17 protein-coding genes are annotated in these 21434 nt (G+C 46.9%); 3 read left to right on the top strand and 14 right to left on the bottom strand.

The genetic code is table 11. The annotated features are described in order from the left end of the window. The first annotated feature begins 31 nt into the window (after window positions 1-31). Genes HRQ91_RS03365 through HRQ91_RS03355 form a run of 3 tightly spaced genes read left to right on the top strand, consistent with a single transcriptional unit; the run spans window position 32 to window position 3491 of the window. Complete coding sequence (locus HRQ91_RS03365; protein ID WP_210120262.1) at window positions 32-1615, top strand: ATP-binding cassette domain-containing protein; 1584 nt, start codon at window positions 32-34, stop codon at window positions 1613-1615. After that, the gene (locus HRQ91_RS03360) at window positions 1612-2667 is read left to right on the top strand and encodes an ABC transporter permease (RefSeq protein WP_210120261.1); all 1056 of its coding nucleotides are present in this window, start codon (window positions 1612-1614) and stop codon (window positions 2665-2667) included. Before HRQ91_RS03365 ends, HRQ91_RS03360 begins: the two co-directional genes overlap by 4 nt. After that, window positions 2664-3491 carry an ABC transporter permease subunit gene (locus HRQ91_RS03355; protein ID WP_210120260.1) on the top strand — a complete coding sequence of 276 codons (828 nt, stop codon included), beginning with the start codon at window positions 2664-2666 and terminating at the stop codon, window positions 3489-3491. Before HRQ91_RS03360 ends, HRQ91_RS03355 begins: the two co-directional genes overlap by 4 nt. Window positions 3492-3591: 100 nt before the next feature. Here HRQ91_RS03355 and lysS read toward each other — a convergent pair whose 3' ends face one another. The 14 genes from lysS to HRQ91_RS03285 all read right to left on the bottom strand — a co-directional run bounded on the left by lysS (window position 3592) and on the right by HRQ91_RS03285 (window position 21240). Further along, window positions 3592-5190, bottom strand: a complete 1599-nt coding sequence (gene lysS / locus HRQ91_RS03350; RefSeq protein ID WP_210120259.1) for a lysine--tRNA ligase — start codon at window positions 5188-5190, stop codon at window positions 3592-3594. 38 nt (window positions 5191-5228) lie between these two features. After that, window positions 5229-6299, bottom strand: a complete 1071-nt coding sequence (locus HRQ91_RS03345) for an SPOR domain-containing protein (RefSeq protein WP_210120258.1) — start codon at window positions 6297-6299, stop codon at window positions 5229-5231. A 9-nt stretch (window positions 6300-6308) separates the two neighbouring features. Further along, complete coding sequence (locus HRQ91_RS03340; protein ID WP_210120257.1) at window positions 6309-6635, bottom strand: lipopolysaccharide assembly protein LapA domain-containing protein; 327 nt, start codon at window positions 6633-6635, stop codon at window positions 6309-6311. 247 nt (window positions 6636-6882) lie between these two features. Beyond that, window positions 6883-8457, bottom strand: coding sequence for a glutamate--tRNA ligase (gene gltX / locus HRQ91_RS03335; RefSeq protein WP_210120256.1), 1575 nt, complete (start codon window positions 8455-8457; stop codon window positions 6883-6885). A gap of 172 nt (window positions 8458-8629) precedes the next feature. Then, window positions 8630-10231: an insulinase family protein gene (locus HRQ91_RS03330; protein WP_210120255.1), complete on the bottom strand. Its 1602-nt coding sequence runs from the start codon at window positions 10229-10231 to the stop codon at window positions 8630-8632. A 6-nt stretch (window positions 10232-10237) separates the two neighbouring features. After that, the gene (locus HRQ91_RS03325; RefSeq protein WP_210120254.1) at window positions 10238-10429 is read right to left on the bottom strand and encodes a heavy-metal-associated domain-containing protein; all 192 of its coding nucleotides are present in this window, start codon (window positions 10427-10429) and stop codon (window positions 10238-10240) included. A gap of 44 nt (window positions 10430-10473) precedes the next feature. Further along, window positions 10474-10812: a metal-sensing transcriptional repressor gene (locus HRQ91_RS03320; protein WP_210120253.1), complete on the bottom strand. Its 339-nt coding sequence runs from the start codon at window positions 10810-10812 to the stop codon at window positions 10474-10476. A gap of 9 nt (window positions 10813-10821) precedes the next feature. Beyond that, window positions 10822-13260, bottom strand: coding sequence for a heavy metal translocating P-type ATPase (locus HRQ91_RS03315; RefSeq protein ID WP_210120252.1), 2439 nt, complete (start codon window positions 13258-13260; stop codon window positions 10822-10824). Between the two features lie 180 nt (window positions 13261-13440). Next, window positions 13441-14895 (bottom strand): ATP-binding cassette domain-containing protein, encoded by a 1455-nt coding sequence (locus tag HRQ91_RS03310; protein WP_210120251.1) that lies wholly within the window; start codon window positions 14893-14895, stop codon window positions 13441-13443. Next, on the bottom strand, window positions 14892-15698 hold the full coding sequence (locus HRQ91_RS03305; protein ID WP_210120250.1) for a hypothetical protein: 807 nt from the start codon (window positions 15696-15698) through the stop codon (window positions 14892-14894). Before HRQ91_RS03305 ends, HRQ91_RS03310 begins: the two co-directional genes overlap by 4 nt. After that, complete coding sequence (locus HRQ91_RS03300; RefSeq protein ID WP_210120249.1) at window positions 15682-16566, bottom strand: ABC transporter permease subunit; 885 nt, start codon at window positions 16564-16566, stop codon at window positions 15682-15684. The genes HRQ91_RS03305 and HRQ91_RS03300 overlap by 17 nt, the downstream gene beginning before the upstream one ends. 8 nt (window positions 16567-16574) lie before the next feature. Beyond that, on the bottom strand, window positions 16575-18167 hold the full coding sequence (locus HRQ91_RS03295; protein ID WP_210120248.1) for an ABC transporter substrate-binding protein: 1593 nt from the start codon (window positions 18165-18167) through the stop codon (window positions 16575-16577). After that, window positions 18167-19618, bottom strand: a complete 1452-nt coding sequence (locus HRQ91_RS03290; RefSeq protein WP_210120247.1) for a hypothetical protein — start codon at window positions 19616-19618, stop codon at window positions 18167-18169. Before HRQ91_RS03290 ends, HRQ91_RS03295 begins: the two co-directional genes overlap by 1 nt. Further along, window positions 19615-21240, bottom strand: a complete 1626-nt coding sequence (locus tag HRQ91_RS03285) for a formylglycine-generating enzyme family protein (RefSeq protein ID WP_210120246.1) — start codon at window positions 21238-21240, stop codon at window positions 19615-19617. Before HRQ91_RS03285 ends, HRQ91_RS03290 begins: the two co-directional genes overlap by 4 nt. Window positions 21241-21434: the final 194 nt, after the last annotated feature.

Genomic DNA, 21434 nt, shown 5'->3' with positions numbered 1-21434 from the left:
AACGCATTTAGTACCGATATAAGTACTGTTTATGATTGTTTCGCTTAAAAACATCACAGTTTCATTTCCGCGAAAAACTGCGCTGGATAATATATGCCTGTCGTTTACACCCGGCAAAATCCACGCGCTTTTGGGCGAAAACGGAGCCGGAAAATCAACTCTCGCTTCGATCTTGTCCGGCGACATAAGGGCGACATCGGGTCAAATCGTCATAGACGGCGCCGAAGTCGTGTTTAAAGACCCAAGGCAGGCGGCCGATAACGGAATTCAAATAGTTCGGCAACGCCCGCTTTTAGCCCGCGATATAACGGCGCTTGAAAACATACTTCTGGGAAGCGAGCAGTGCAATATTTCCAACCGTTTTATAAAAAGCCGCATAGAAATATATAAAAAACATTGGGCTCCTTCGCTTAAGACAAATTTGCCGGTACGCGATATGGGCGGCGATGAAAGATTTTTCACGGCTCTTCTTTGCGCCTTATGCAGAGAACCGAAAACCTTAATACTGGATGAACCTTCTGTGTTTTTAAACACGGAACAGCGAAGCCGCCTTTATAAAAATCTTAGAGAATCGGCACAAAAAGGTGTTACTGTTATAGTAATCACGCACAGCATGAGCGAAGCGCAAAACAATACGGACACGGTTACCGTGCTGGAAAAAGGAAAAATCATCGCCCGCTACGAAAACAGTTCGGATTTCAAAAGGGGGAGTGCCGGATACTCCGACTTTGAAGTGGGGGCCGAAGAAACTTCATGCCGCATAAAAAATTTTCCGTTCAGCGAAAATTTTATTTCATTAAACGGCGTAACTTTGCGGCCCGTAAACCGCCCCGCCCTATTTGACGTTTCTTTAACTGCAAAAAGCGGAGAGATAACACTCATAGAGGGACTCTCGGAAAGCGGACTGGGAACTCTTGAAGATCTCATGATCGGAATGGAAGACACGCGCGGCAAAGGGAAAATCACTCTCGGCTGCAATACCGGCGCAGGCAAAAGCCGTTTAACAAGCCGACGCCGCATAGCAGCCGAAGCTAAACCTTCGTTCATTGTCGACCTTGCGAAAAAAAATCTTACTTCGGCAATGCTGCGCGGGAAAAAATACGCGACGTGCGCGATGATTCCGTCGGACAGAGTTTTCAGGGCTTCCAACCCAGAACTCACCGTCGAACAGATTCTCACGGTCTATTATAAAGGAAATAATCCTGTGCAATACGCCTATTCCCTTATAAAAAAAGCGGAAGTTTCTATTTCTCCGGCGGAAAAGGCCGTAAATCTTTCGGGAGGAATGCTGCAAAGGCTCATTTTAACCCGCGAATTGGAGCAGAATCCCGAATTTTTAATATTGTGCGAACCGCTTCAAGGGCTGGATTCGCACAGCGCTTCCGCTATGTGCGGCAAACTTTTTAAATATGCCGAAGACGGAAAATGCGTAATCGTTCTATCCGCACAGGATTTTCCGGAAAATTTATGCGGCCGCATATATGTGCTTTCGGACGGAAAGATTAAACAAAAAATTCCAAGTCCTCCTGATGACGCTTCAAGCGAAATTTCAGCCAGAGCGCAGAACGTTACGCAAAATATCATAAATACAAATAACTCAGGATCTGAAAAATGATAAACTTTATAAAAGCAATAAAGGCTTTAAAAGATAAGACGCCGATAACGAACGTAAGGATAAGCGCGGCTGCGGTATCAGCGGGAATTATAATTTCGATCGCATTTCTTTTGTTTTTTTCAAAAAACCCGGCTAAGGCGGCGATGGATTTTATCACGGGAACCACGGCTTCGCGCTATTACTTGGGGAGCTTTTTAAATACAGCCGTTTTATTAATCGTCGCAGGATTGGGCGCAAGCATCGCAATAAAAGGCGGCAATTTAAACCTTGGAGGCGAAGGCCAGATATATGCCGGCGGTTTTTTTGTGGCGGTCATCCTTACCCTGCCCCTGCCGTCTTATGCCCGAAAATTTATCGTGCCGGCCGCATTTTCAGCCGCGTGCGCCGCAGGCGCCTTTCAGGCGATTCTTTCGGCCTTGCTCAGAAAGTTCAAAAAGGCGAACGTCCTTCTTACGTCATTTTTAATTTCTGCGGCAGTAATTCCGTGCATAGATTCTTTGATTGCGGGAAAATTTCGGGATAAAACAGGGAATCTTTTAGCGACCCAATTCATTCCTGAAAATCTGCGTTTGGCGCCGCTATTAAAACCTTCTCCCTTAAACATAAGCATTTTTGCAGCGCCCCTTCTTTGCCTGATCTTTCATTATTTTATCTACCGTACGGAGGCGGGACGCAGATTACGGATATGGGGAATAGCCCCGGAATTTGCACGCTATTGCGGGTATTCGGAGGAAAAATCAATGTTCCTTTCTCTAGCCGCCTCCGGTGCGATGCACGGCCTTGCAGGAGCGATCGCCGTATGCGGAACATATTTTACATGTCATTCGGGATTTTACGCCGGCATGGGCTGGAACGCGCTTTCATGCGCTCTCATAGCACAGTCGGAACCTCTTTTGCTGATTCCGGCAAGTTTAATTCTCTCATGGCTTTACACGTCGTCCGGTCGCGTTGCGCTGATGCAGGAAATACAGTTTGACATATCTTCGCTTATCCAAGGAATAATTCTTTTTTGCATTTCATTTAACTACGTTGCAAGGAGCCGTCGCACATGAACTTTGTTTACGGAATAATTTCCTTATCGGCGCCGCTGCTGTTGGCTTCGATGGGGGCTCTTATAAGCGAGCGGTCGGGCGGAATGGCCTTATTTTTAGACGGAACGATAAACCTTGCGGCGTTTTTGTGCCTTGCGGGCACGGCGCTGTCCAAAAACTTTATCGGAGGAATCGCACTGTCGCTGACTTTTTGTACCGCATTTATTTTACTTTTTGCGCTGGCAGCCGAAAAATTTCGCGCAAATCGTTTTTTAGCCGCCCTCGCTCTGAATCTCATCTGTTCGGCGCTCACAAGCATATTGTCGTCCGTTTTTTTTAAGACAAGGGGAATAATAACTCACCCGGATTTTTACTTTTCTGCGGTAAAAACAAGACTCGTAACGACAGCATCAGCTTATCTTATGTTTTTATTGGGATGGGCGGCGATGAAATTTACAAGACAAGGTTTGTACATAAGAATTTCAGGCAGCGACGCTCCGGTTCTTCGCGCCAGAGGAATAAACGTATCGCATGTAAGGCTTTGGGCGTGGGCGGCGGCGGCCGTGTTCGGAAGCGCGGCGGGATGTATCTTAAGCATGAGGCTTTCGTCGTTTGTGCCGAACATTTCAAGCGGGACAGGCTGGACTGCCCTTGCCGCAGTCTTTTTGGGTAAAAAAAACACATACGCCATACTCGCCGCAGTCCTAATATTTGCCGCCGCCCAATACGTCGCAAACAACCTTCAAAATTTTTCGGTATTCGGTTCCGTGCCGGCGGCCTTTCTTCTTGCCCTGCCGTACATAAGCGCGCTGGTTATGATAGTTTTAGCTCCAAAAAAACCTTAAAGTCAAATTAAGCAACAAGCGGCAAAGTCAGACCTCTACGGCGGGCTTTCGAAAAAGAGCTGTCCCAAAGTTATTCAAAAGCCCTGCAATGGCAGCTTTTTTATAAATAAACTTCCAAAATGGACAAAAGCTTGTCTTTGCCTATGATCTTCATAAAACTCGCAAGGCGCGGCCCCTGATCCTTTCTGATCAAAACCTGATACACGGCGCGGAACATATCCTTGGGCTGCATGTTAAGCTCAGCCGCTATGTCAAAGATCTTTTGATTTAAAGCGCTTTCATTCAGATCGTCCATCGATGGAATGACTTCGTCGTGCAATTTTTTTATGCAGTTTAACTCGCTGCCGGAAAGCTCGACCTTACTTTTATCCGTACATAACGCAAATTTAAATTCTTCGGGAGCACATTCGGTCACCCAATACCACGCGCATTCGGCCCTCCGGCGCAACGCGTCTTTTTGTTCCGGTTTTACACCGCTCAACGAAGCGATGACGGCGTCAATATCGCCGGAATAAGTCTGAAGCAGCGTCGTAAGAAGCCTAAAGCCCACTTGAAAAGGCATAACTTCGGGAAGTTTGTTTTCGATCTGCGAAAGCATGTAAATTCTTTTTTCTTTGTTTAAGACATCGTCGTTTTTTGCCTTTTCAAGTCCCCAAACTATACGCTCGGTCTTATCGTAATCTTCATATACTTTAATAACGTCCAGATCAAAACTTATGGAAAATTCCGTATTAGGCCTAGTACCGGCAAAGATGTAGCGCAAAACCTCAGGCTGATATACTTTTAAAGCGTCCGCAAGGGCTATGACATGGCCTTTGGATGAAGACATCTTTCCGGGAATACCTTTTAACGTTACAAAATCATAACGCATTGTAACGGGCGCGTCCCAACCATAGATCCTTTTTGAAATAAGCTTTGCGGTATCGTAGGAGCCGCCGGGGGAAATATGATCTTTTCCGCCGGGCTCGAAAACAACTTTTTCTTCACTCCAACGCATAGGCCAATCTACGCGCCAGCCTAGTTTAAAACCTTTAAACGAACGAATATCGGCCGTTTCACAGTGTCCGCATTCGCATTTATATGAGAGATTGTATTCATCGTCGTAGCCGGTTATCGAAGTGGTGTCTCTATTGCACTTTGAACAAAAGGCGGAGACGGGCCAATATTCTTCCTGCATTTTATGATCTTCATCGCGGTATTCGTTGAGACAGTCTTTTATCACAAGGCGATCCTGTAAAGCCTTTTTCATGCCTTCCGAATATCGGTTAGCACGGTAACGCTCGGCCTGGTATAAAAATTCAGGCATGATTCCTACACGCGGCAATTCCTGCTCGATGTCGACTTCATGGTGGCGGGCGTAATTTTCGTTTCGCCCTGTGGTGTCGGGAACCATAGTGATGGGAAAGCGAAGATATTTTTCAAGTATTTCAGGATCGGGCATGTTCGCAGGAATTTTACGGAAAACATCGTAATCGTCCCACGAATAAATAAAGCGGACATTTTTTCCGCGATCGCGCAAGGCGCGCACAACAAGGTCGACGGTAATTATCTCACGAAAATTACCTATATGCACGGTGCCGCTCGGCGTAATTCCCGATGCACAGGTGTATAAGGGCAAGTCCCCGCGCTCACGGATAATCTTATCGGCCATCTGATCCGCCCAATGGCACAAAAGCGGATTTTTATTTTCATTACTCATAATTAATTGATTATATTGAAATAAGGAAGGTTATACAATTACTGAAATACGGGATAACAGTCAAATCCCGCCGTACGCAGTTCGGAAGCGACGCTTCCGTCCTCGTAATCTACGGCGACAATGTAATAAGTAGTTCCGCTTTTACGCTTTTCGGAAAGTATTTTTGACGCGAAGCCCTTTTCGACGAGACGCGAAACAAGGGTTTGTGCGTTTTCTCTTTCACGGAACAGACCTAGCTGGAGATAAAGCGGCTTTTCGCTTTCGGAATCCGAAGCGGGGTCGCTTGCGTTCGATGAAGAAGCTGCAGATGCGGATAGCGTTTCGGTCGAAGCCGCCGATCCCGCTGCAGAAGATTTTTCGGCAGAAAATTCATCAATTGCGGAGTCCGTAATTTTTGAAAGCGCCAAAGGAGAATGCGGAACAAAAAACCAAAACGGCGCAGGCATAAGCTGAACCTTGCCGCTTACTATGGCCGCTTCCATGCTTGAAGGAAACTGCTTTTTTAGTTTTGCCGAATATTCTTCTTCTCCCGTAAGATACCACAAAGTCAAAAAAACGGCGGGACGGACCGTTTCCAATGACGGCATTTGAGCGTAAGCTTTTAAAAGAACTACGGTCTCGTCAACTTCAGAAGGCTTATCGGCCTTACAGAGGGAACTCCATTGGGAATACAGTTTTATATAGGCTTGAATTTCCTTGTCGTCGGAATTACGGACGGCCGAATTAAGATAACTGTCCGCAAGGGCTCCGTCGCCAAGTGAAAGAGCGCAGCGCACGGCATCCAAAACAAGCTGTTCATTGCTTTTTTTAGGCATGTTTTCAACGTCGCCCGCGGCAATTCCGGCGGCGGCGGCGTAAGATTCACGTGCCGAATCATATCGCGCAAGCTGCTCGTATAAAGAACCGAGAAAAATATACAAAGCGCGTTTGTCCGCCGCCGCCGTCACCTTGCGTAGGCTTTCTTCAATAAACTCGATTGATTTTTCTACGGTCGCTTTTTTCGCACTTTCAGCTGCAATCTCCGCCGCAGTGTTTTTTGCGGTTTCGCCGGCAAAAATCCGGCTCAGTAAAAAAACACAAGCGCACAGGAACGGCAGTTTATTCTTCATACGCATCCGCTAAAAGTCCGCCTGATTCTGAGACTGCGCCGGCTCCATTCCCGCCGCTTCAGCCTGTTTTTTTAAATTTTTAGCATTTTTTTCGGCAATTTTTTCTTTCGCTTTTCTTTTGCCTGCATTATTTTCGGCCCTGTGTCGTTTTCCTATAGTGAACGGGATCATGAGAATCACTCCGGAAACGAAGGCTACCATGAGGCTGAAAAAAATGGGAACGTCGCTGAACTGCCTGAAAATCAAATTAACATTACATTTGTTGTCGATATTAAACCCTGCAAAAATAGTTACAAGGACAAGCAATATAACGGTTCCTACCAATTTAAGCGGCATACTACGTCTCCTATAGATTTACCGGCGATATAAAAAAGGCCTTTATTTTAGACCTTTTCGGCAAAACAAGCATATTTTATTGTATTAGACTGCAATATGCGCGTCAAGCAAAATTACAGGTCGTGCTACAGAAGTCAAAGGAATCCTTTACGACTAAACGCGCCGACGGAGAATCTTCAATCTCAACATAAATCGCGCCTGCCTTCCGTCGTGCATACGGGCTTTCGAATTTTTAAAAGCCCGAAATTTAAAAAACGCGCAGGGCTTTTTTTATCCTATTGATAGAACGCTCTACGCCTAAGATTAAAATCGAGCCTATAAGCGGCGGACTTACTTTGCTGCCCGTAACGGCCATGCGAATCGTCATCATAAAATCACCTAGCTTTACTTCCAATTTATCGGACATGGAACGGGCAAGTTCTTCCGCTTCTTCGTGGCTGAGAGCGGGAACCGCCTTAATAAAATCTTCGGCGGCCGTAAGGACTTCCTTTGTCTTTTCAAAGTCCAGCCGCTTAGGGATTATCTGGTCGCTTGACAGAATTTCAGGTTCCGAAAATAAAAAATGTACCATTTCGGCGGCATCGGTAAGATAGTGCAGACGTTCCCTTATGAGCGGCATAAGGCGCATAAGAGCGTCTTTAACTTCCGCGCCGCTCATTTTAACAGCCTTGTCCACGCAAACAGGCTCGCCGTCGCTGTCCAACGCTATGCCGGAATATTCGGGCCCCACACGGGGAGCGGGAAATTCCTCCGAAACGTTTACGTCAAGGGCGGCGTCTCCCGTTTTTGTAATAAACGGCAAAGTCAACTTGTACAATTCTTCATCGGAAAGCATCCGTATGTATTGACCGTTGTACCATTCAAGTTTTTTATAGTCAAAAACGGCGGGAGATTTATTTAAGTGTTCAAGTTTAAAAAGTTTTGCAAGTTCGTCAAGCGTGTACATGTCGCGCCCGTCTTCGTAAGAGCAGCCCAGCATAGCAACATAATTTATGATGGCTTGAGGAAGATATCCTCGTGCGCGGAATTCGTTCATTGACGTAGCGCCGTGCCGCTTTGAAAGTTTTTGACCGTCTTTGCCGTTTACCATCGGCAAATGGCAGAATTCCGGATGTTCCCAGCCGAAAGCGCGATACATCTGCACGTGCAGCGGAGTTGAGGGGATCCATTCCTGCGCCCGCATCACATGTGAAATTTTCATAAAATGATCGTCGACTACATTTGCAAGGTGATAAGTAGGAAAACCGTCGCTTTTTAAAAGAACAGGATCGGGGCTTATGTCTTCGTTTTTCCACTCGATACCGCCCAAAAGACGATCGTTAAATTTCGTAACGCCTTCCATGGGAACTTTTAAACGTATGACAAACGGAGTCCCCTTGTCCATGGCGGATTTTACTTCTTCGGCCGTAAGGTGGCGGCAGTTTCTGTCATAACCCGGAGCCATTTTATTTTCCGTCTGAATTTTGCGTATGCGTTCAAGCCGCTCCGAATCGCAAAAGCAATAATAAGCTTCACCTTTTTCTACAAGTTCGTAAGCATATTTTTTATACAGCTCGAAACGCTCCGACTGAACATAGGGCCCGTATTCGCCGCCCTTTTCCCCGCCTTCGTCCCATTCAATGCTGAGCCATTTCATAGTATCGTACAAATTTTTTACGAATTTTTCGTCATAGCGGGTGCGGTCGGTGTCTTCCAAGCGAAGAATAAACTTTCCGCCTTTGGAACGCGCAAAAAGATAATTAAAAAGAGCGGTACGAACACCGCCTATGTGCTGCATTCCCGTAGGAGAAGGAGCATAACGAACTCTTACTTCATCTTGCATAAGATCCTCTATATAAAAATATCTTAAAATATACGGCATTTATTATATCAAAACAACGCCGACGGGTAAATCGGCTGAAAACGGGCTGTCAGATATATTAAGACTTTCGCAGCACCAGGGGTTTCCGGCTTTTATCGATTCTGCCGGCCGATGCAACTTCATACTCCAAACGCTATTTTAATACGAACCATTGAATCGGAGCTTTTTCAATGTAGGTTTCAAACGCGGCAAAAACCTGAGAGGCGCTGACTTCGTTGATCACGGAAGGTCTTCGAGTATACGCTTCCGGTAAAGATAAATATTCCCATGACCTTACCAGACGGAAAAGTTCTCCTTTGCTGCTTTCGCCTGCCCGTACGCTCTGCGAAACAAAATCGCGCTTATATTGAAAAAGGATTCTGTCAAGATCGGATGTGGAAGGGAATGAGGATCTAAGGCTGTTTACGGTTTCCATAACAGTCTCAGCATCCTTTGCTCCGTAGACTGAAATTATTCCCGCCTGCGTTTTCCCCGGAAGCAAAGCGCACCCCGCAGAACGCGCGGCATTTTCTACGCCCAAAAGCGAACGGCGTAGCATATTATTAAAGACCATGAGACAAAGCGAAAAGGCGGGATAATCTTCAGACGAAAAAGCGGGAGCCGCAAAAACGCCTGCCAAAAGTTTTTCATTGTCGCCCAAAGGCATGACGCCGACAATGCCTCGGGCTGCGGGCAAAGTCGGATCTACACCGGCATTTTTACCTGAGGGCGGATCGTCGGGCGAAAAAGAGTCAAGTTCCGTATCCTTTTCCTCTAAAAAGTCGGCTCTATCGAATATCTTTGTGCCTGCGGCAATGTTTAAAAAAGGAAGAGCGACCGATAAAGACGGGGCTTTTGAATGCGGACTTTCGCGATCCTGAGGTTTCAAAGAAGGCGGTGCATCGCCGAACTCCTCAGTGGAAGGTTTTAAATGCCGCAAATTCCCCAAAGATTTTTCCAATTCCGAAGTCAATAAGGCGGCTTGCCTCTCGTCAAAATTTCCCGTTGCAACGACTTTAAGTTTCGCCGGATCTTTTATCGCGGAATATCGAGCCTTAATGTCATTCAATTTTATGTTTTTTAAAGAATCACAAGTCGGATCAGGTGAAATCTCATACGGCGTTCCGGCAAAAATTTCTTTACGGACGGCTTGCATAAACCGTTCGGGCAAAAATCGTCTTTCGCCTATTTTTTTATATTCCCGTTTAAAATCGGACAATTTCTCTTCGGTAAAAGCCGTGTCCGAAAACGAAGTTAAAAAAGCCGATTTTACAGTTTCAAAATATTTTTTCTCAGCGGAAAACCCGAAAAGCGAATAGTCAGGCGTACATTCCACAAACGGTCGCATTATGCCCGTTTTCAGTGTCCCGCCGTCCGTGCCGTTTATAAGATTTTCCGCATTAGATAAGACGAAAGAAAATACAATTTTGTCCGTTCCCGCCGTAGAGTGAGATTGAAGCGAAGATCCGCCTTCAATTAAAAGCGCAAATGCAAAACCGGTTCTGTCGCCGATTCCTTCTTTTATGACGACAGGAATTCCGTTTGAAAGATTTTCTTTAAAAAATCTTCCTTCGCGCATTTTGAATTTCGGATCACTTCGAGCGTTTTTTATGCCCGGTTTTACCGATGCGCAAGAGCCGAATACGAAAAGCGCAAAAAGCAAAAAGCAAAAAGCAAAAAACGGCGCTATAGCTTTAACCCCTGCAGCTTTAAAATATAGGGCGGAGAATCTTCGATGATGACGGCGATAAAACATTACAGGTTATTTTAAGCTTGCAGGGAAACCTATGTCTTCAAGAACGGAACAGGCTTTTTCAACAAAACTATCGGCGACGTCTACCGTCTTTGTTGAAAGATCTACGATCTTGTGTTCTATGCCCGCACTGTCAAACGCCTTTGTTATATTTGCAACGCATTTTTCACAACGCATATCCGGAACGGATAATGTTTTCATAATTCCTCCTGTAAAATTAAACATTCGTGCGCACTTTGCGCAATCTACTTTATAAACTTATACATCGTATTTATGAGCTCATCAACGGCCGAATCGTCTCCCGAACGCACGCTTTCGGCGACGCAGGAACGGACGTGCCTGTCTATTATTTCATGCGAAAAACTCTTTAGCGCCGACTGCACTGCCGACGTTTGTATCAAAATGTCTACGCAGTAGCTGTCCTTTTCGATCATGCGTGAAATTCCGCTTATCTGCCCGGCGATCCTGTTAAGACGGGAAACAAGAAGTTTTTTCGTTTTTTCCGAACGGACCGTCTTTTTTTTACCCGACGCTTCGATAACGGTTCGCTGCGGCTCGGCGCAGCAATTCATTTTATCATTCATGAGCGCACCTTACAGTCGTTTTGTTTTTAGACGAAGCGCATTTAAAACCACGCAAACGCTGCTTAACGACATCGCAAGTCCGCCGAACATGGGCGTTAAAAGAATACCGAATGCGGGAAATAAGGCTCCTGCGGCTATGGGAATCCCTACGACATTGTAGCAGAATGCCCAAAACAAATTTTCTTTTATGTTCGAAATTGTCATACGGCTCAACCTTATGGCGCGCGGAACATCTGAAAGAGAATTTCTCATCAGCACTATATCTCCGCTTTCAACGGCAACGTCGCTGCCCGCCCCTATGGCCGCGCCGACGTCCGCCTGTACCAAGGCGGGTGCGTCGTTTATTCCGTCACCCACCATCATCACCTTTGCGCCTTCTTTTTGCAGATCTTCGATGATGCGCGCCTTATCCTGCGGCAAAACTTCGGCTACAACCCTATCGGTGTTTACCTTTGAACCTATGTAATCTGCGGCTTTTTTATTATCGCCTGTCAAAAGAATAACACGGATTCCTTCTTTTTTTAAACGTCTTATAGCTTCGGCGGAGTCGCTTTTAACCGTATCCGCAACGGCGGCAAAGCCCAAGGCAAGGTTACTCTCGGCTACATAAACAATCGATTTGCCTTGCGCGCCGCATTCCGAGGCCTTTTTTTCAAAAGCACTCACGTCGATGCTGTTTTCGGCCATAAACGCCGCATTTCCTGCAAAAACGTTTTTTTTGTCTCGAAAAGCCCTTACGCCGCGCCCCGGAACGTTTTGCAAGTCCGTGATATCCTCGCCAATGCCGGCGCTAGGGAGCCCCGCTTCAGATGCTCTGCAGATCTCCGCGCCGGGCACACTGCCTCTGTCGGCGGCGCCTGCGTTTTCCCCGCCGCAGTTTTTTTTCTCCGCAAAAGTTTTTGCCGCATCGGTCAAGGCGGCTGCAATTGGATGAACGGAAGTTTTTTCCAAGTCGGCCGCCAATTTTAAAAGCCGCTCTTTTTCTTCTTCCGTGCCGGAAGCTGTTACGACTTCGGTTACAACAGGCTTACCTTCGGTAACGGTACCCGTCTTATCCAAAACAACCGTGTCTATAAAATGCGTCGTCTCAAGGGCTTCGCCGCTTCGTATCAGAATTCCGTTTAAAGCGCCTAGTCCGGTACCGACCATTATAGCCGTAGGCGTCGCCAAGCCGAGCGCGCAGGGACACGCGATCACAAGGACGCTCGTCATCACCCTTAACACAAATCCGACTGAAATATTCCAGCCGGAAGGAAGCTGAATTATACCTCCCGCACCTAAAATACCAATGACCGTCCATAAAAGAGAGGCAAAGAGAGCTATCCCTATCACAAGCGGAACGAAAACTCCTGCAACCCTGTCTGCAAGACGCGATATAGGAGCTTTTTTCCCCTGCGCTTCCTCTACGAACGCTATTATTTTACTTAATACGGTATCGCCTCCGGTCTTAGTCACTCGAACGGTCAAAAGACCGTTCCCGTTAAGGCTTCCGCCTATGACCGCGTCTCCCTGTTTTTTTTCAACCGGCATGGACTCTCCCGTGAGCATGGACTCGTCCGCGCTGCTTAATCCGCTTTCGACAATACCGTCCAAAGGAATTTTTTCACCGGCGCGAACGGAAAGAATCATTCCCGGTAAAATCGCTTCCACCGGAGTTTCAAGCACGGAGCCGTCAGGCTGAATCACGAGCGCCGTATCGGGGACAAGTTCTACCAAACTTTTTATGGCTTCCTTCGTTTTTTCCTTACTGCGTCCTTCAAGAAATTTTCCTATGGAAACAAACGCAATGACCACAGCCGCCGATTCATAAAACAGAGAATGAACGATATGAGAATTGTCTTCGATTAAAAACGTAAGAGAAAGGCTGTATATAAAAGCGACGGAGCTTCCTATGGCAACCAGAGTGTCCATGTCGGGATTGCCGTGGAATAGGGCTTTAAAACCTCTAAAGTAGAATCTTCGCCCTAGGTACATGATCGGGAGCGCAAGAAGAAGTTCAAGCAAAGCAAAATTTACCGGATGTGTGTGCATGTTAAAAATATCCGGCAGCGGCGCTGAAGGAGTCAACATGCTTCCCATCGAAACATATAAAAGGATCGCGGCAAAAAAAAGTGAAACCGCAAGGCTTGTTTTTTGGTCTTTAAGCGCCTTCAAAGCCTTTTTTTCTTCTTCATCCCCGGCTTTTTTACGCGACGCTGCAGCCTTATCGCCTGCTGTATTGCAAGAGTCGTTTTTATAAGGTTTGCAGCCGAAGCCTGCATTTTTTACTTTTTCTATTATCAGTTCGGGAGTGATCGAAGACGGTTCGTACTCGACGCTCATTTTATTGGTCGCCAAATTGACGTCGCTTCTGATCATACCGGGGAGTTTACGCGTTACGCGCTCAACAGCTGCAGAACAAGCGGCGCAAGACATTCCTTCGATTTCATAAATTTCTTTTACGCTCATGCGGCACCTCTTATATACCCTGATGGGGTATATAAGCAATATAGGTACGCACCGCAAAAATGTCAAGCGCACAGCAGTTTGATGCAGCAACTTGACAACCGCCACGTTTACAGCCGCTGCAAAGTGTGCATGAAGCGGTGTGAATAGGAATTGTACAAAAATGCACAATTCCTACGAATTTCAGTTTCCGGTAAACTGACCGACCAGTTCGGGAAAATCGAAACTCTTTTCTACAAAGTAACGCAGATCAAAATCCTCGTGCGTAACGATCACCAAAATCGTCGCATGGACAGCAAGGTATTCTGAAATCGCCTGCATTACTTTAAGGCGGGTTTCAAAGTCGATATGAGCGAACGGCTCGTCGAGAAGCAAAATATCGGGTTTGGCGGTAAGAGCGCGCGCAATATCCATACGCTTCATCTCTCCGGACGACAGCTGATACGGATGCTCGTCAAGGTTTGCGCTCGTAAGCCCAACCTTTTCCAGGTTTTTCTCAAGCTCTTCGATCGTGCCGCCCTGACTTTCCGCAGAAATTTGTTTAAATGAATCGCGGATACTCAAATCGGGAAAAAACGAAAAGCGGGAATCCTGCTGTACAACTGTCATACGCCGGCGGAAAGGCTTAAACGCCTTAGGATCTCTGCCCGTTTCCTTAGGTTTTAAAGCGACCAAATCGGAATCTTCCATGAGAATTTGTCCCTTCGTGCTGTCAAGCAGACGGAGGATCGCCTTGATCGTCGTGGACTTTCCGCAGCCGGAAGGCCCTGTGAGCCCGTAAACGGTAGAACGCTCGAACTTGAGGTTCAGCCCTTTGAACGCCGTAAACGTGCGTTCGCCGAAAATACCGCGCTTAAAATAAGTTTGCGACACGTCTTTAAGCTCGATCGCTGTTCCCGACGCGCCTTTTTTCGCTTCGGGTTTCTCATAGCCTTCCATTTCGGGAAGCTGATCCATCTGTTTTATGATGCCGTCTTGAAGCATAAAAGCCTTATCAAGAGTAAGGCGCTTTATAAAGTCAAGATCGTGGCTCACCATAAGGAAAGTTTTATCCTTAGGCGCAAGTATTTCGTTGTTCAAAAAAGTCACAAAGTGCTTTCTGAGGTTTCGATCGAGGTTTACGGTCGGTTCGTCCAAAAGGATGAGGTTGCCTTTGCGCGACAAAAGAATCATAAGCGTGATGCGCTGCATTTCTCCGCCTGAAATTTCATCGGGGTAGAGACGTGCAAACGCTTCGAAATCTAGCGAAAAATACTTTTTAAGCCGCTCGACTATGACCTGCCTCTGTCCCGGCGCAAGCAAGGCGAGATTTTGATCTAGCGTAAGAGCGGGGTTCATAACCTGTGCGGTTTCCGCCGGCACAAACATAAGTCCCGACTGAGCTATCTTCGCCCACGCGTCAAAATCAAGCTTGCGTCCGTCATAAGCGAGTATGTCGTTTACCTTCATGCTTCCCCCAAATGTAAAAATCTTTGTGGAAAGAATTCCGGCAATAGACTTCAAAAACACGGATTTGCCCGTACCCGTCGGCCCCATGATAACGGAAGATGAATTAGGTTCCAGAGAAAAACTGCAATCTTTGAGGAGTTCACGTTTGTCAAGGTGTATGGAAAAATTATTAAGCGAAACAGGCGTCATGAGTTCCCTCCTCTGTCTTCATTTAATACGATCAAAAACGCGACGCTTATCGCTATGAGCATGATCGACGGAAGCCAAAACAGAATCGGGTCTCCGCCTTCAAACAAAGCGTCTCTGTGTGCGGCTATCAGCGCGCCGGGACTCAAGTGAGCGGGCGTACCGTAGCTTCCGAAGCCCAGCTGAATGATAAAACCGAACGAACAGTCCAGAACAAGAGTTTTAAGTAAAATGCCCGCCGCCACACGGCGGAACGTGCTGCGCATCAAATCGGTACCCATGAGAATTGCAAGAATGCGCATTTTAGGAAATCCGTAAGAACGGAACGACAGGCTGTACTTTCTGTTATACAAATCTATAAGCGGAATGGCGATGCTCCGCACGGCCTCAGGCAGCGTTGTTACCGTCGCAGCAAGCACGAATACGGTAAGCGACATAACCGTCGAAGCCGCGCTCGTGTGCCGCGCAAGGTAGCCAGACACCGGCGCATAACAAAAAAGCGCCACAAGGATCGCCGGAATCGATTCCACCGCGTTGAGAATGTTAGCAAACGTCCTTCCGACGCGCATATTCAATACGCTTATGTAGCCCAAGATAAAGCTCAACAGCATTGCAAACAGCAAAGTCGCCGTAAGCGAAATCGAAAGTTCCCTAAACGATGAAAAAAACGAAGTGAAAAATCCTGAAGACACAATTCTTTCGGGCACAATTTTTGCAAAGTATTCCGACGGAAGCCATGAAAATGCCAAAGGTGACACTAAAAGAATTATGCATACAATTTTAAGAATATTAAATAGCTTTTTCATACCACCTCGGATAAATCAAGAATAGAATAGTCTTTACCAAAAACGACACAATCGCATTCACGCACAAAAGTATAAACACGGAGGCCACAAGCAAATCGGTGTTGGTTGCAAGCAGCGCGTCGAGCAGCGTGCTGCCCAGTCCCGGAAACGAAAAGACGATTTCCGCAATGGTTACCCCGCCGATGATCGCCGGAACCTTACCCGCAAGATACGGAATAAAGCGCGGCAAACTCGATGAAAAAAGGTAACCAGAATACGTATTCGGCATAGGGAAAAGACGCCCCAAACCGTGGCCGAGCGTCGAAAACACAATAGCGTGAGTTGAATTGACCTGCCTGAGCATATCGGTTTTAAGAAAGTTGGTCGCATCCCACGAAAGTCCGCCTAAAACAACGGTGATAAACGCGATGATGATGAGCGGGGCGTTGCTTCCGAACACATTTGCCAAAACCCAAAAACCGATAAACAGCGGTACCGCCGCAAGAACGGATATGACCAAATTCATAAATTTACCGAAGCGCTCCGCTCCGAAATATTCATGATGCTCGGCCATGTACTGCCCGGTTACGGCGTACGCAGATCCCGCAAGGGCGATGGCGGCCAAAAGACACAGCGAAAACAGCGTCAGCGGTAAGGTGACGGCCGCTCCCGATGCGATAATCTGGCCGGAACTAAAGCCCGGGTGAGCAATGGAAAAGTCTTCCGAACCCGAAATAAGCAATAAAAAGGAACGCGCCGCTTCGGCGTAGCTTTCAGCCGGAGCGCCGATCGAAAGCAAATAAAACGCCGAAAGCAGTACGGTTCCCGCCACGGCAAATATAATGCCGTGCAGGATAAATTCCCTCATTAAAAAGCGAAAAAAACGCATGACACTTCCTATTTAAGCTTCCAGTTTTCAACTGAAAGGAATGGATTGTCGGTTGCGATAGCAACGTTTTCCAAACCGCGGGAATACACATCTTTTTCCAAAGAACATAAAAACAATGCAGGCGAAAGCTCGCAAATGCGTTTGTCTATCTGGAGGGTAAGATCGATCCAATTTGAAGTAACAATTTCTTTTTCCCAGTCGTCGAAAAGCGAATTGAGCTTGCTGTCCGCCACGCCGGTAATATTTTTTTCGCCGTTGGAACGGTACCAGTCGCCCAAACTCGAATAAAGGTTGTCAAAACCTTCGCAGTACACGAGCGCAAGCTCGTAAGATTTTTCTGTATTAACCATGCGGGAAAAAACTCTGTCGCCGGTTCGTTTGGCTTCAACATTCAAACCGATCGCCGCAAGCTGGCTCACAATGCCGTTAGCCATTTTGTCGCCGAATTCGCCCATAGAATCGGGGTATAAAAGAATCGCATTCTGACCTGCGACTCCGCCCGAAGCGGCGAGAAGTTTCGCCTTCTGAATATTGTACGGAATATTGTTGGGCATGGGGCGGTTTACATATTCTGGAATATTGGCCGAAAACAGGTTCGATGGGAACGGACCGTAATTCAAAATAACGCCTGTATCCCTGTCGGTGATCGACGGGATAAGAGACGATCTGTCCAAAGCCATAGCCATAGCCTCGCGTCCTTCCGCGTTCGGGAACAGCTTTGTGTTTATGGCAACTTGATAAAAAGCATACGGAATGTATGAATTCACGTCGACATTAGGAATTTTTTCAACTTCGGCTCTGTCCATCGGATTCGTTTCAAGAATCAAATTTACGCGGCCTTGGCGCATTTCGTTTATGCGGATAAGGGGGTCGATGACGCGTTTCATAACAAGGCTTGACGTCTGCGGTGTATTTTTAAAATACATGCCGTTAGCTTCAAAAGTCAACCATTTTCCTATTTCCCACGTTGCAAGTTTAAACGGACCGGTTCCGATCGGGGCGGTAGCGAATTTTCGCTCGTTTTCACCGGCTCTCATGTTTACCTGCATTGCCTGCCCGCCGTATCGTGCCGGGATAATTTTAAACGTTAGTACGGGATACGCGCGGAATTCGGGAATCGGATTGATGAATTCGATCTTTACCGTTTTTTCGTCCTCAGCCGTAACGCTCTTGATAAACGACATAAGGTAGTCGCGTTTGGGAGAATTGTTTGCTTCATCCGTGTATGCGGCGAACGAATAAACGACGTCTTCGGAAGTAACCGGAGTATTGTCGTGCCACATTACGTCGCGCAGCATTACCGTATACGTTTTTTTGTCTACGGGATTTTGCATGATGCTTTCGGCAAGGGCTAGATCGGAATAAAGCGAACCGCTGGCTTTATCAACTTCAAAATTCACAAGACCGTCGAACAAGAGTTCGTCGGCGTTCAAACCGGATATATTTTGTTCCAATACGGGGTTTAAGGAATCCGGCAGCATAGAAACCGCGACCGTGGCTCCCTTAGGCTGCGCTCTCCAAATTAAGAACCCAGCGGCAGAGCCCAATACGATAACGGCTATGATGATAACGGCAATAATGCCTTTTTTATTAAATTTCATTAACGCATCCTCACAATAAATGAACTATAGACGACAACTTCGCCTTCGTAATCGTTGGTTTTACCTTTTTGAATTTCAAAAAAGTATTTGTTGGTCGTTAGCTGGTTGCCCGCATTGAGAACCGGCCACGAATTACCGACCTTCGCGCTGCGGTTAACGAGATCCTTCATGTTGTTTTTTTCGATGAGTCTGCCGCTTTTTGTATTTTCGGAGAAAACGCGAACAGAACGGTTATCTTTCAAAGTGATAACGAGGTCGTTCATTTGTCCTTTCGGAATGGAAACCATGCCCCACCAGTACTCGTTGCCCTTTGCGTTCTTGGCACTGAATTTTGCCGGGCGGCTCTTTTTGCTTTCCGCCGTAGAACGCGGGTCGGGGTTGAAAAGACCGATCATAAGAGGCATGACGACCTTACCGCGGCTTGCGATTTCCTGAGCAGTGCGGATTTCAGAGTTGACTTGAGCGATTTTCGCTTCAAGATCTTTTTTCTGCGCGTTTATATCGTCAAGGATGTCTTGGCCGATGTCGTTCGGATACTTTGCCGCAAAACCGAGCAAGTCCTGATAGATCGCATCGATGTTTGTCTGAACCGACTGATAGTGAGCAAGAATCGCTTCAAGAGACATTTTTCCGCTGTCTCCGCCATTATCGGGAGTGCGGGCGAATTCCTCGTCGATTTTAGTCTTATACTCGTATGCGCGCTCACGGATGGTTGAAGCCCGTTCGATCGCAAGGTCCTGACGGAGCTTTTTAAAATTGCGGATATTCACGGAAACGCCCGCCGTTTTTGCAACGCCGGCGGAAGCTGCGGTCGCATCCAAGTCTTTTTCGGCTTTTGCATAAGAAGCGATGGCCGAATCGTATGCGGCAATTTTGTCTTCAAACGGCTGGTCGGCACGAGCCTTGTCCGCTTCAGGTTTAAGGGCATTCTGTTTTGAATATACGGCGCTGACGACATCGATTTCTTTGTGCGCATTGACAAGTTCATCGCTCGTTCCGTACACCTTTACAGTAGAATCGTACAATTTTCTTGCCGCTGTCAATTTTCCTGATGCAACAAGAGCGTCAAGCCGCTTCGCCGAAAGAGAAACGCCTTTGTCACGAATATCTTGCGAAAGATTTAAAGCGGGATCAAGAGCGCTGAATTTATCCAGCGCCTTATTGCAAGCCGCAAGCAGCTTGGCTTCGTTTGTAGCCTTAATCGAATCGGTGCTGTCAAGAGCCTCGACGCCGGCTTTATATAAATCAATATAATTTAGATATTGCTTTTGTAATTTTCCATCTTCAATCATATTCCAATACGTCGCGGCCGCTTCAGGTTCGCGGCTGTTCCACGCTTTTACGCCTTCGTCGATCGCTTTTTGATCCGCGGTCGCCTGATCGGGAGCGCTGGCGCAGGATATCAATATAACGGCTAAAAGCGCCGAAATAATGCTCATACATTTTTTCATTCGGAAACCTCCTTAACTAAACGGAAACCGACATCGGCATATCCGTTTTGGCTGTCAATATTTCGAAAATTAGAAATACGCAATTCGGTCGGACCGTCCATCCATGATCCTCCCTTTACGGTGCGAAGATTCGTTTCACCGTCAATACCGTGAGCGGACGAAGTCCACTCAGCTACGTTGCCGGCCATATCCGTAAGCCCCCAAGCGTTGTTGCCGTTTTCATAAGACCCTACGGGCGACGGTTTTGAAAATTTACCGTTACCCTTGTAGTTCGCTCTTACATCGTCGGTCGGACTTTGATCTCCCCACGGATAAATCACGTCCGCTCCCGCACGGGCAGCTTTTTCCCATTCTTCTTCCGTAGGAAGTCTGTAAGTAACTCCAAGCTTTTCGGAAAGCCATGCCGCATACGCTTCTACGTCTTTGAGGCTTATGCCCACTACCGGCTGTTTTCCCTGATTGTAATCGGGGTTATCAAAGTAATCGGGAGCGCTGTCGCTTTGCGTAAGATAAAGATACGCTCCATAGCGCGCATTGGTTACCGGCGTAAGGTCGATAGCGTAGGCACCTGTAGAAGCTGTGTGAGACACTTCTTTTTTCTGCGCTCTCGTATCCTGCGGAACCGCTCCGGCATTGAATTCGCCTTCCGGAATATCGACTGAAGGGAATGATGCCGCCAAATCGGTAAAATGCACGTAGCGGCCTTCAACCGCGCTCTGGGCATCCAATTTTTTAAGCAAAGACGACGACGGAAGCTGGCGCGTTAAAGCGCTCGTTACGGTAAGCATAACGGCTCTGTCGCGGAAGTCTTCTGCAACGGGATAATCTATAACCGCATTGCCGAGCGCATCGGTTTTGAAAATTGCGCTGACGCCGCCCTGAATGTCGATTGAATCGGCGTCGGCCGGAACGTCGGGGATTTCCCACACTGCGGCAACGGAAAGGCCGGCGGCGGCGTTACCGGAAGAATCGGCAACCTTAACCGCAAACTGAGTGGAAGGTCCGACAAAACCGTCTTCTACGGAAAGCGTAAATACAAGACTTTTGCTTACGTCCGAGCAAAGCGTTTCGGCTCTGCGTGAAAGAAGTTCGGTGCCGTCCGGCTGAGCGGAAAGCAAATCCGTTTCGCCTTCGTCAATAAGTCTTATAAGAATTTCAATGGCTCCGGTAATCTTATCGGCAGGATTCTTTTTATTCCTGCTGCTGTTGAGCTTCGCCGCCAAATCCGAGCGAAGATTGTCCGTATAGACTTTTTCTCTCTTTTCCCAATCGGCGAATTTTATTCTGTACGTAACCACAGGCGGCTCGTTCTTTTTAGACTGAGCGTACGGCTTAACGTCCGTAAGGCGCGCCTTTACAGAATCGTCGCTCAGTTCGAGCTTCGGCGACCGCACGTTCGCAGCTTTTAACTCCGCGGCCAAGGCGTTTTCTATGAGGTCGCGTTTTGCCGCCAAATCTGCCTCAGCCATGGTAGAACCCTTACCGTAGCCGTAATAAAAACCTTCTTCCTGTTTTACAAGTTCGGGGACAGCTTTTTTAGCAAAAACCGTCCAATCAGTCAGAACAAAAAAAACGGAAAATAAAAGAATCGCAAGTCGATTCCGTTTCATCGCTGTACTCATTTTACATCTCCCATAAAAAAAATTATAGCAATTTAGTCAATTTAAAAACAATTTTTCAAGGCGTGGCTATTATACCGTCAAGTCCATTGACATATCAATCGAAATACATACTTTTTTTAAAAATTGTAGTAGGAAATACGGATTACAGGCTTATTTTACGAAAAAAAACGGTTTTACTACAAAAAAAAGCATAA

This window comes from Treponema parvum (genome assembly GCF_017893965.1).
Taxonomy (GTDB): domain Bacteria; phylum Spirochaetota; class Spirochaetia; order Treponematales; family Treponemataceae; genus Treponema_D; species Treponema_D parvum.
Note: the sequence above shows the minus strand (reverse complement) of the source record. Positions and strands in the feature narration are given on the sequence as shown.

Bases quoted from the DNA above. Each gene is read 5' to 3' on its own strand.
- HRQ91_RS03365 (WP_210120262.1), top strand. From the start codon at position 32: ATGATTGTTTCGCTTAAAAACATCACAGTTTCATTTCCGCGAAAAACT.
- HRQ91_RS03360 (WP_210120261.1), top strand. From the start codon at position 1,612: ATGATAAACTTTATAAAAGCAATAAAGGCTTTAAAAGATAAGACGCCG.
- HRQ91_RS03355 (WP_210120260.1), top strand. From the start codon at position 2,664: ATGAACTTTGTTTACGGAATAATTTCCTTATCGGCGCCGCTGCTGTTG.
- lysS (WP_210120259.1), bottom strand. From the start codon at position 5,190: ATGAGTAATGAAAATAAAAATCCGCTTTTGTGCCATTGGGCGGATCAG.
- HRQ91_RS03345 (WP_210120258.1), bottom strand. From the start codon at position 6,299: ATGAAGAATAAACTGCCGTTCCTGTGCGCTTGTGTTTTTTTACTGAGC.
- HRQ91_RS03340 (WP_210120257.1), bottom strand. From the start codon at position 6,635: ATGCCGCTTAAATTGGTAGGAACCGTTATATTGCTTGTCCTTGTAACT.
- gltX (WP_210120256.1), bottom strand. From the start codon at position 8,457: ATGCAAGATGAAGTAAGAGTTCGTTATGCTCCTTCTCCTACGGGAATG.
- HRQ91_RS03330 (WP_210120255.1), bottom strand. From the start codon at position 10,231: ATGTTTTATCGCCGTCATCATCGAAGATTCTCCGCCCTATATTTTAAA.
- HRQ91_RS03325 (WP_210120254.1), bottom strand. From the start codon at position 10,429: ATGAAAACATTATCCGTTCCGGATATGCGTTGTGAAAAATGCGTTGCA.
- HRQ91_RS03320 (WP_210120253.1), bottom strand. From the start codon at position 10,812: ATGAATGATAAAATGAATTGCTGCGCCGAGCCGCAGCGAACCGTTATC.
- HRQ91_RS03315 (WP_210120252.1), bottom strand. From the start codon at position 13,260: ATGAGCGTAAAAGAAATTTATGAAATCGAAGGAATGTCTTGCGCCGCT.
- HRQ91_RS03310 (WP_210120251.1), bottom strand. From the start codon at position 14,895: ATGACGCCTGTTTCGCTTAATAATTTTTCCATACACCTTGACAAACGT.
- HRQ91_RS03305 (WP_210120250.1), bottom strand. From the start codon at position 15,698: ATGAAAAAGCTATTTAATATTCTTAAAATTGTATGCATAATTCTTTTA.
- HRQ91_RS03300 (WP_210120249.1), bottom strand. From the start codon at position 16,566: ATGCGTTTTTTTCGCTTTTTAATGAGGGAATTTATCCTGCACGGCATT.
- HRQ91_RS03295 (WP_210120248.1), bottom strand. From the start codon at position 18,167: ATGAAATTTAATAAAAAAGGCATTATTGCCGTTATCATCATAGCCGTT.
- HRQ91_RS03290 (WP_210120247.1), bottom strand. From the start codon at position 19,618: ATGAAAAAATGTATGAGCATTATTTCGGCGCTTTTAGCCGTTATATTG.
- HRQ91_RS03285 (WP_210120246.1), bottom strand. From the start codon at position 21,240: ATGAGTACAGCGATGAAACGGAATCGACTTGCGATTCTTTTATTTTCC.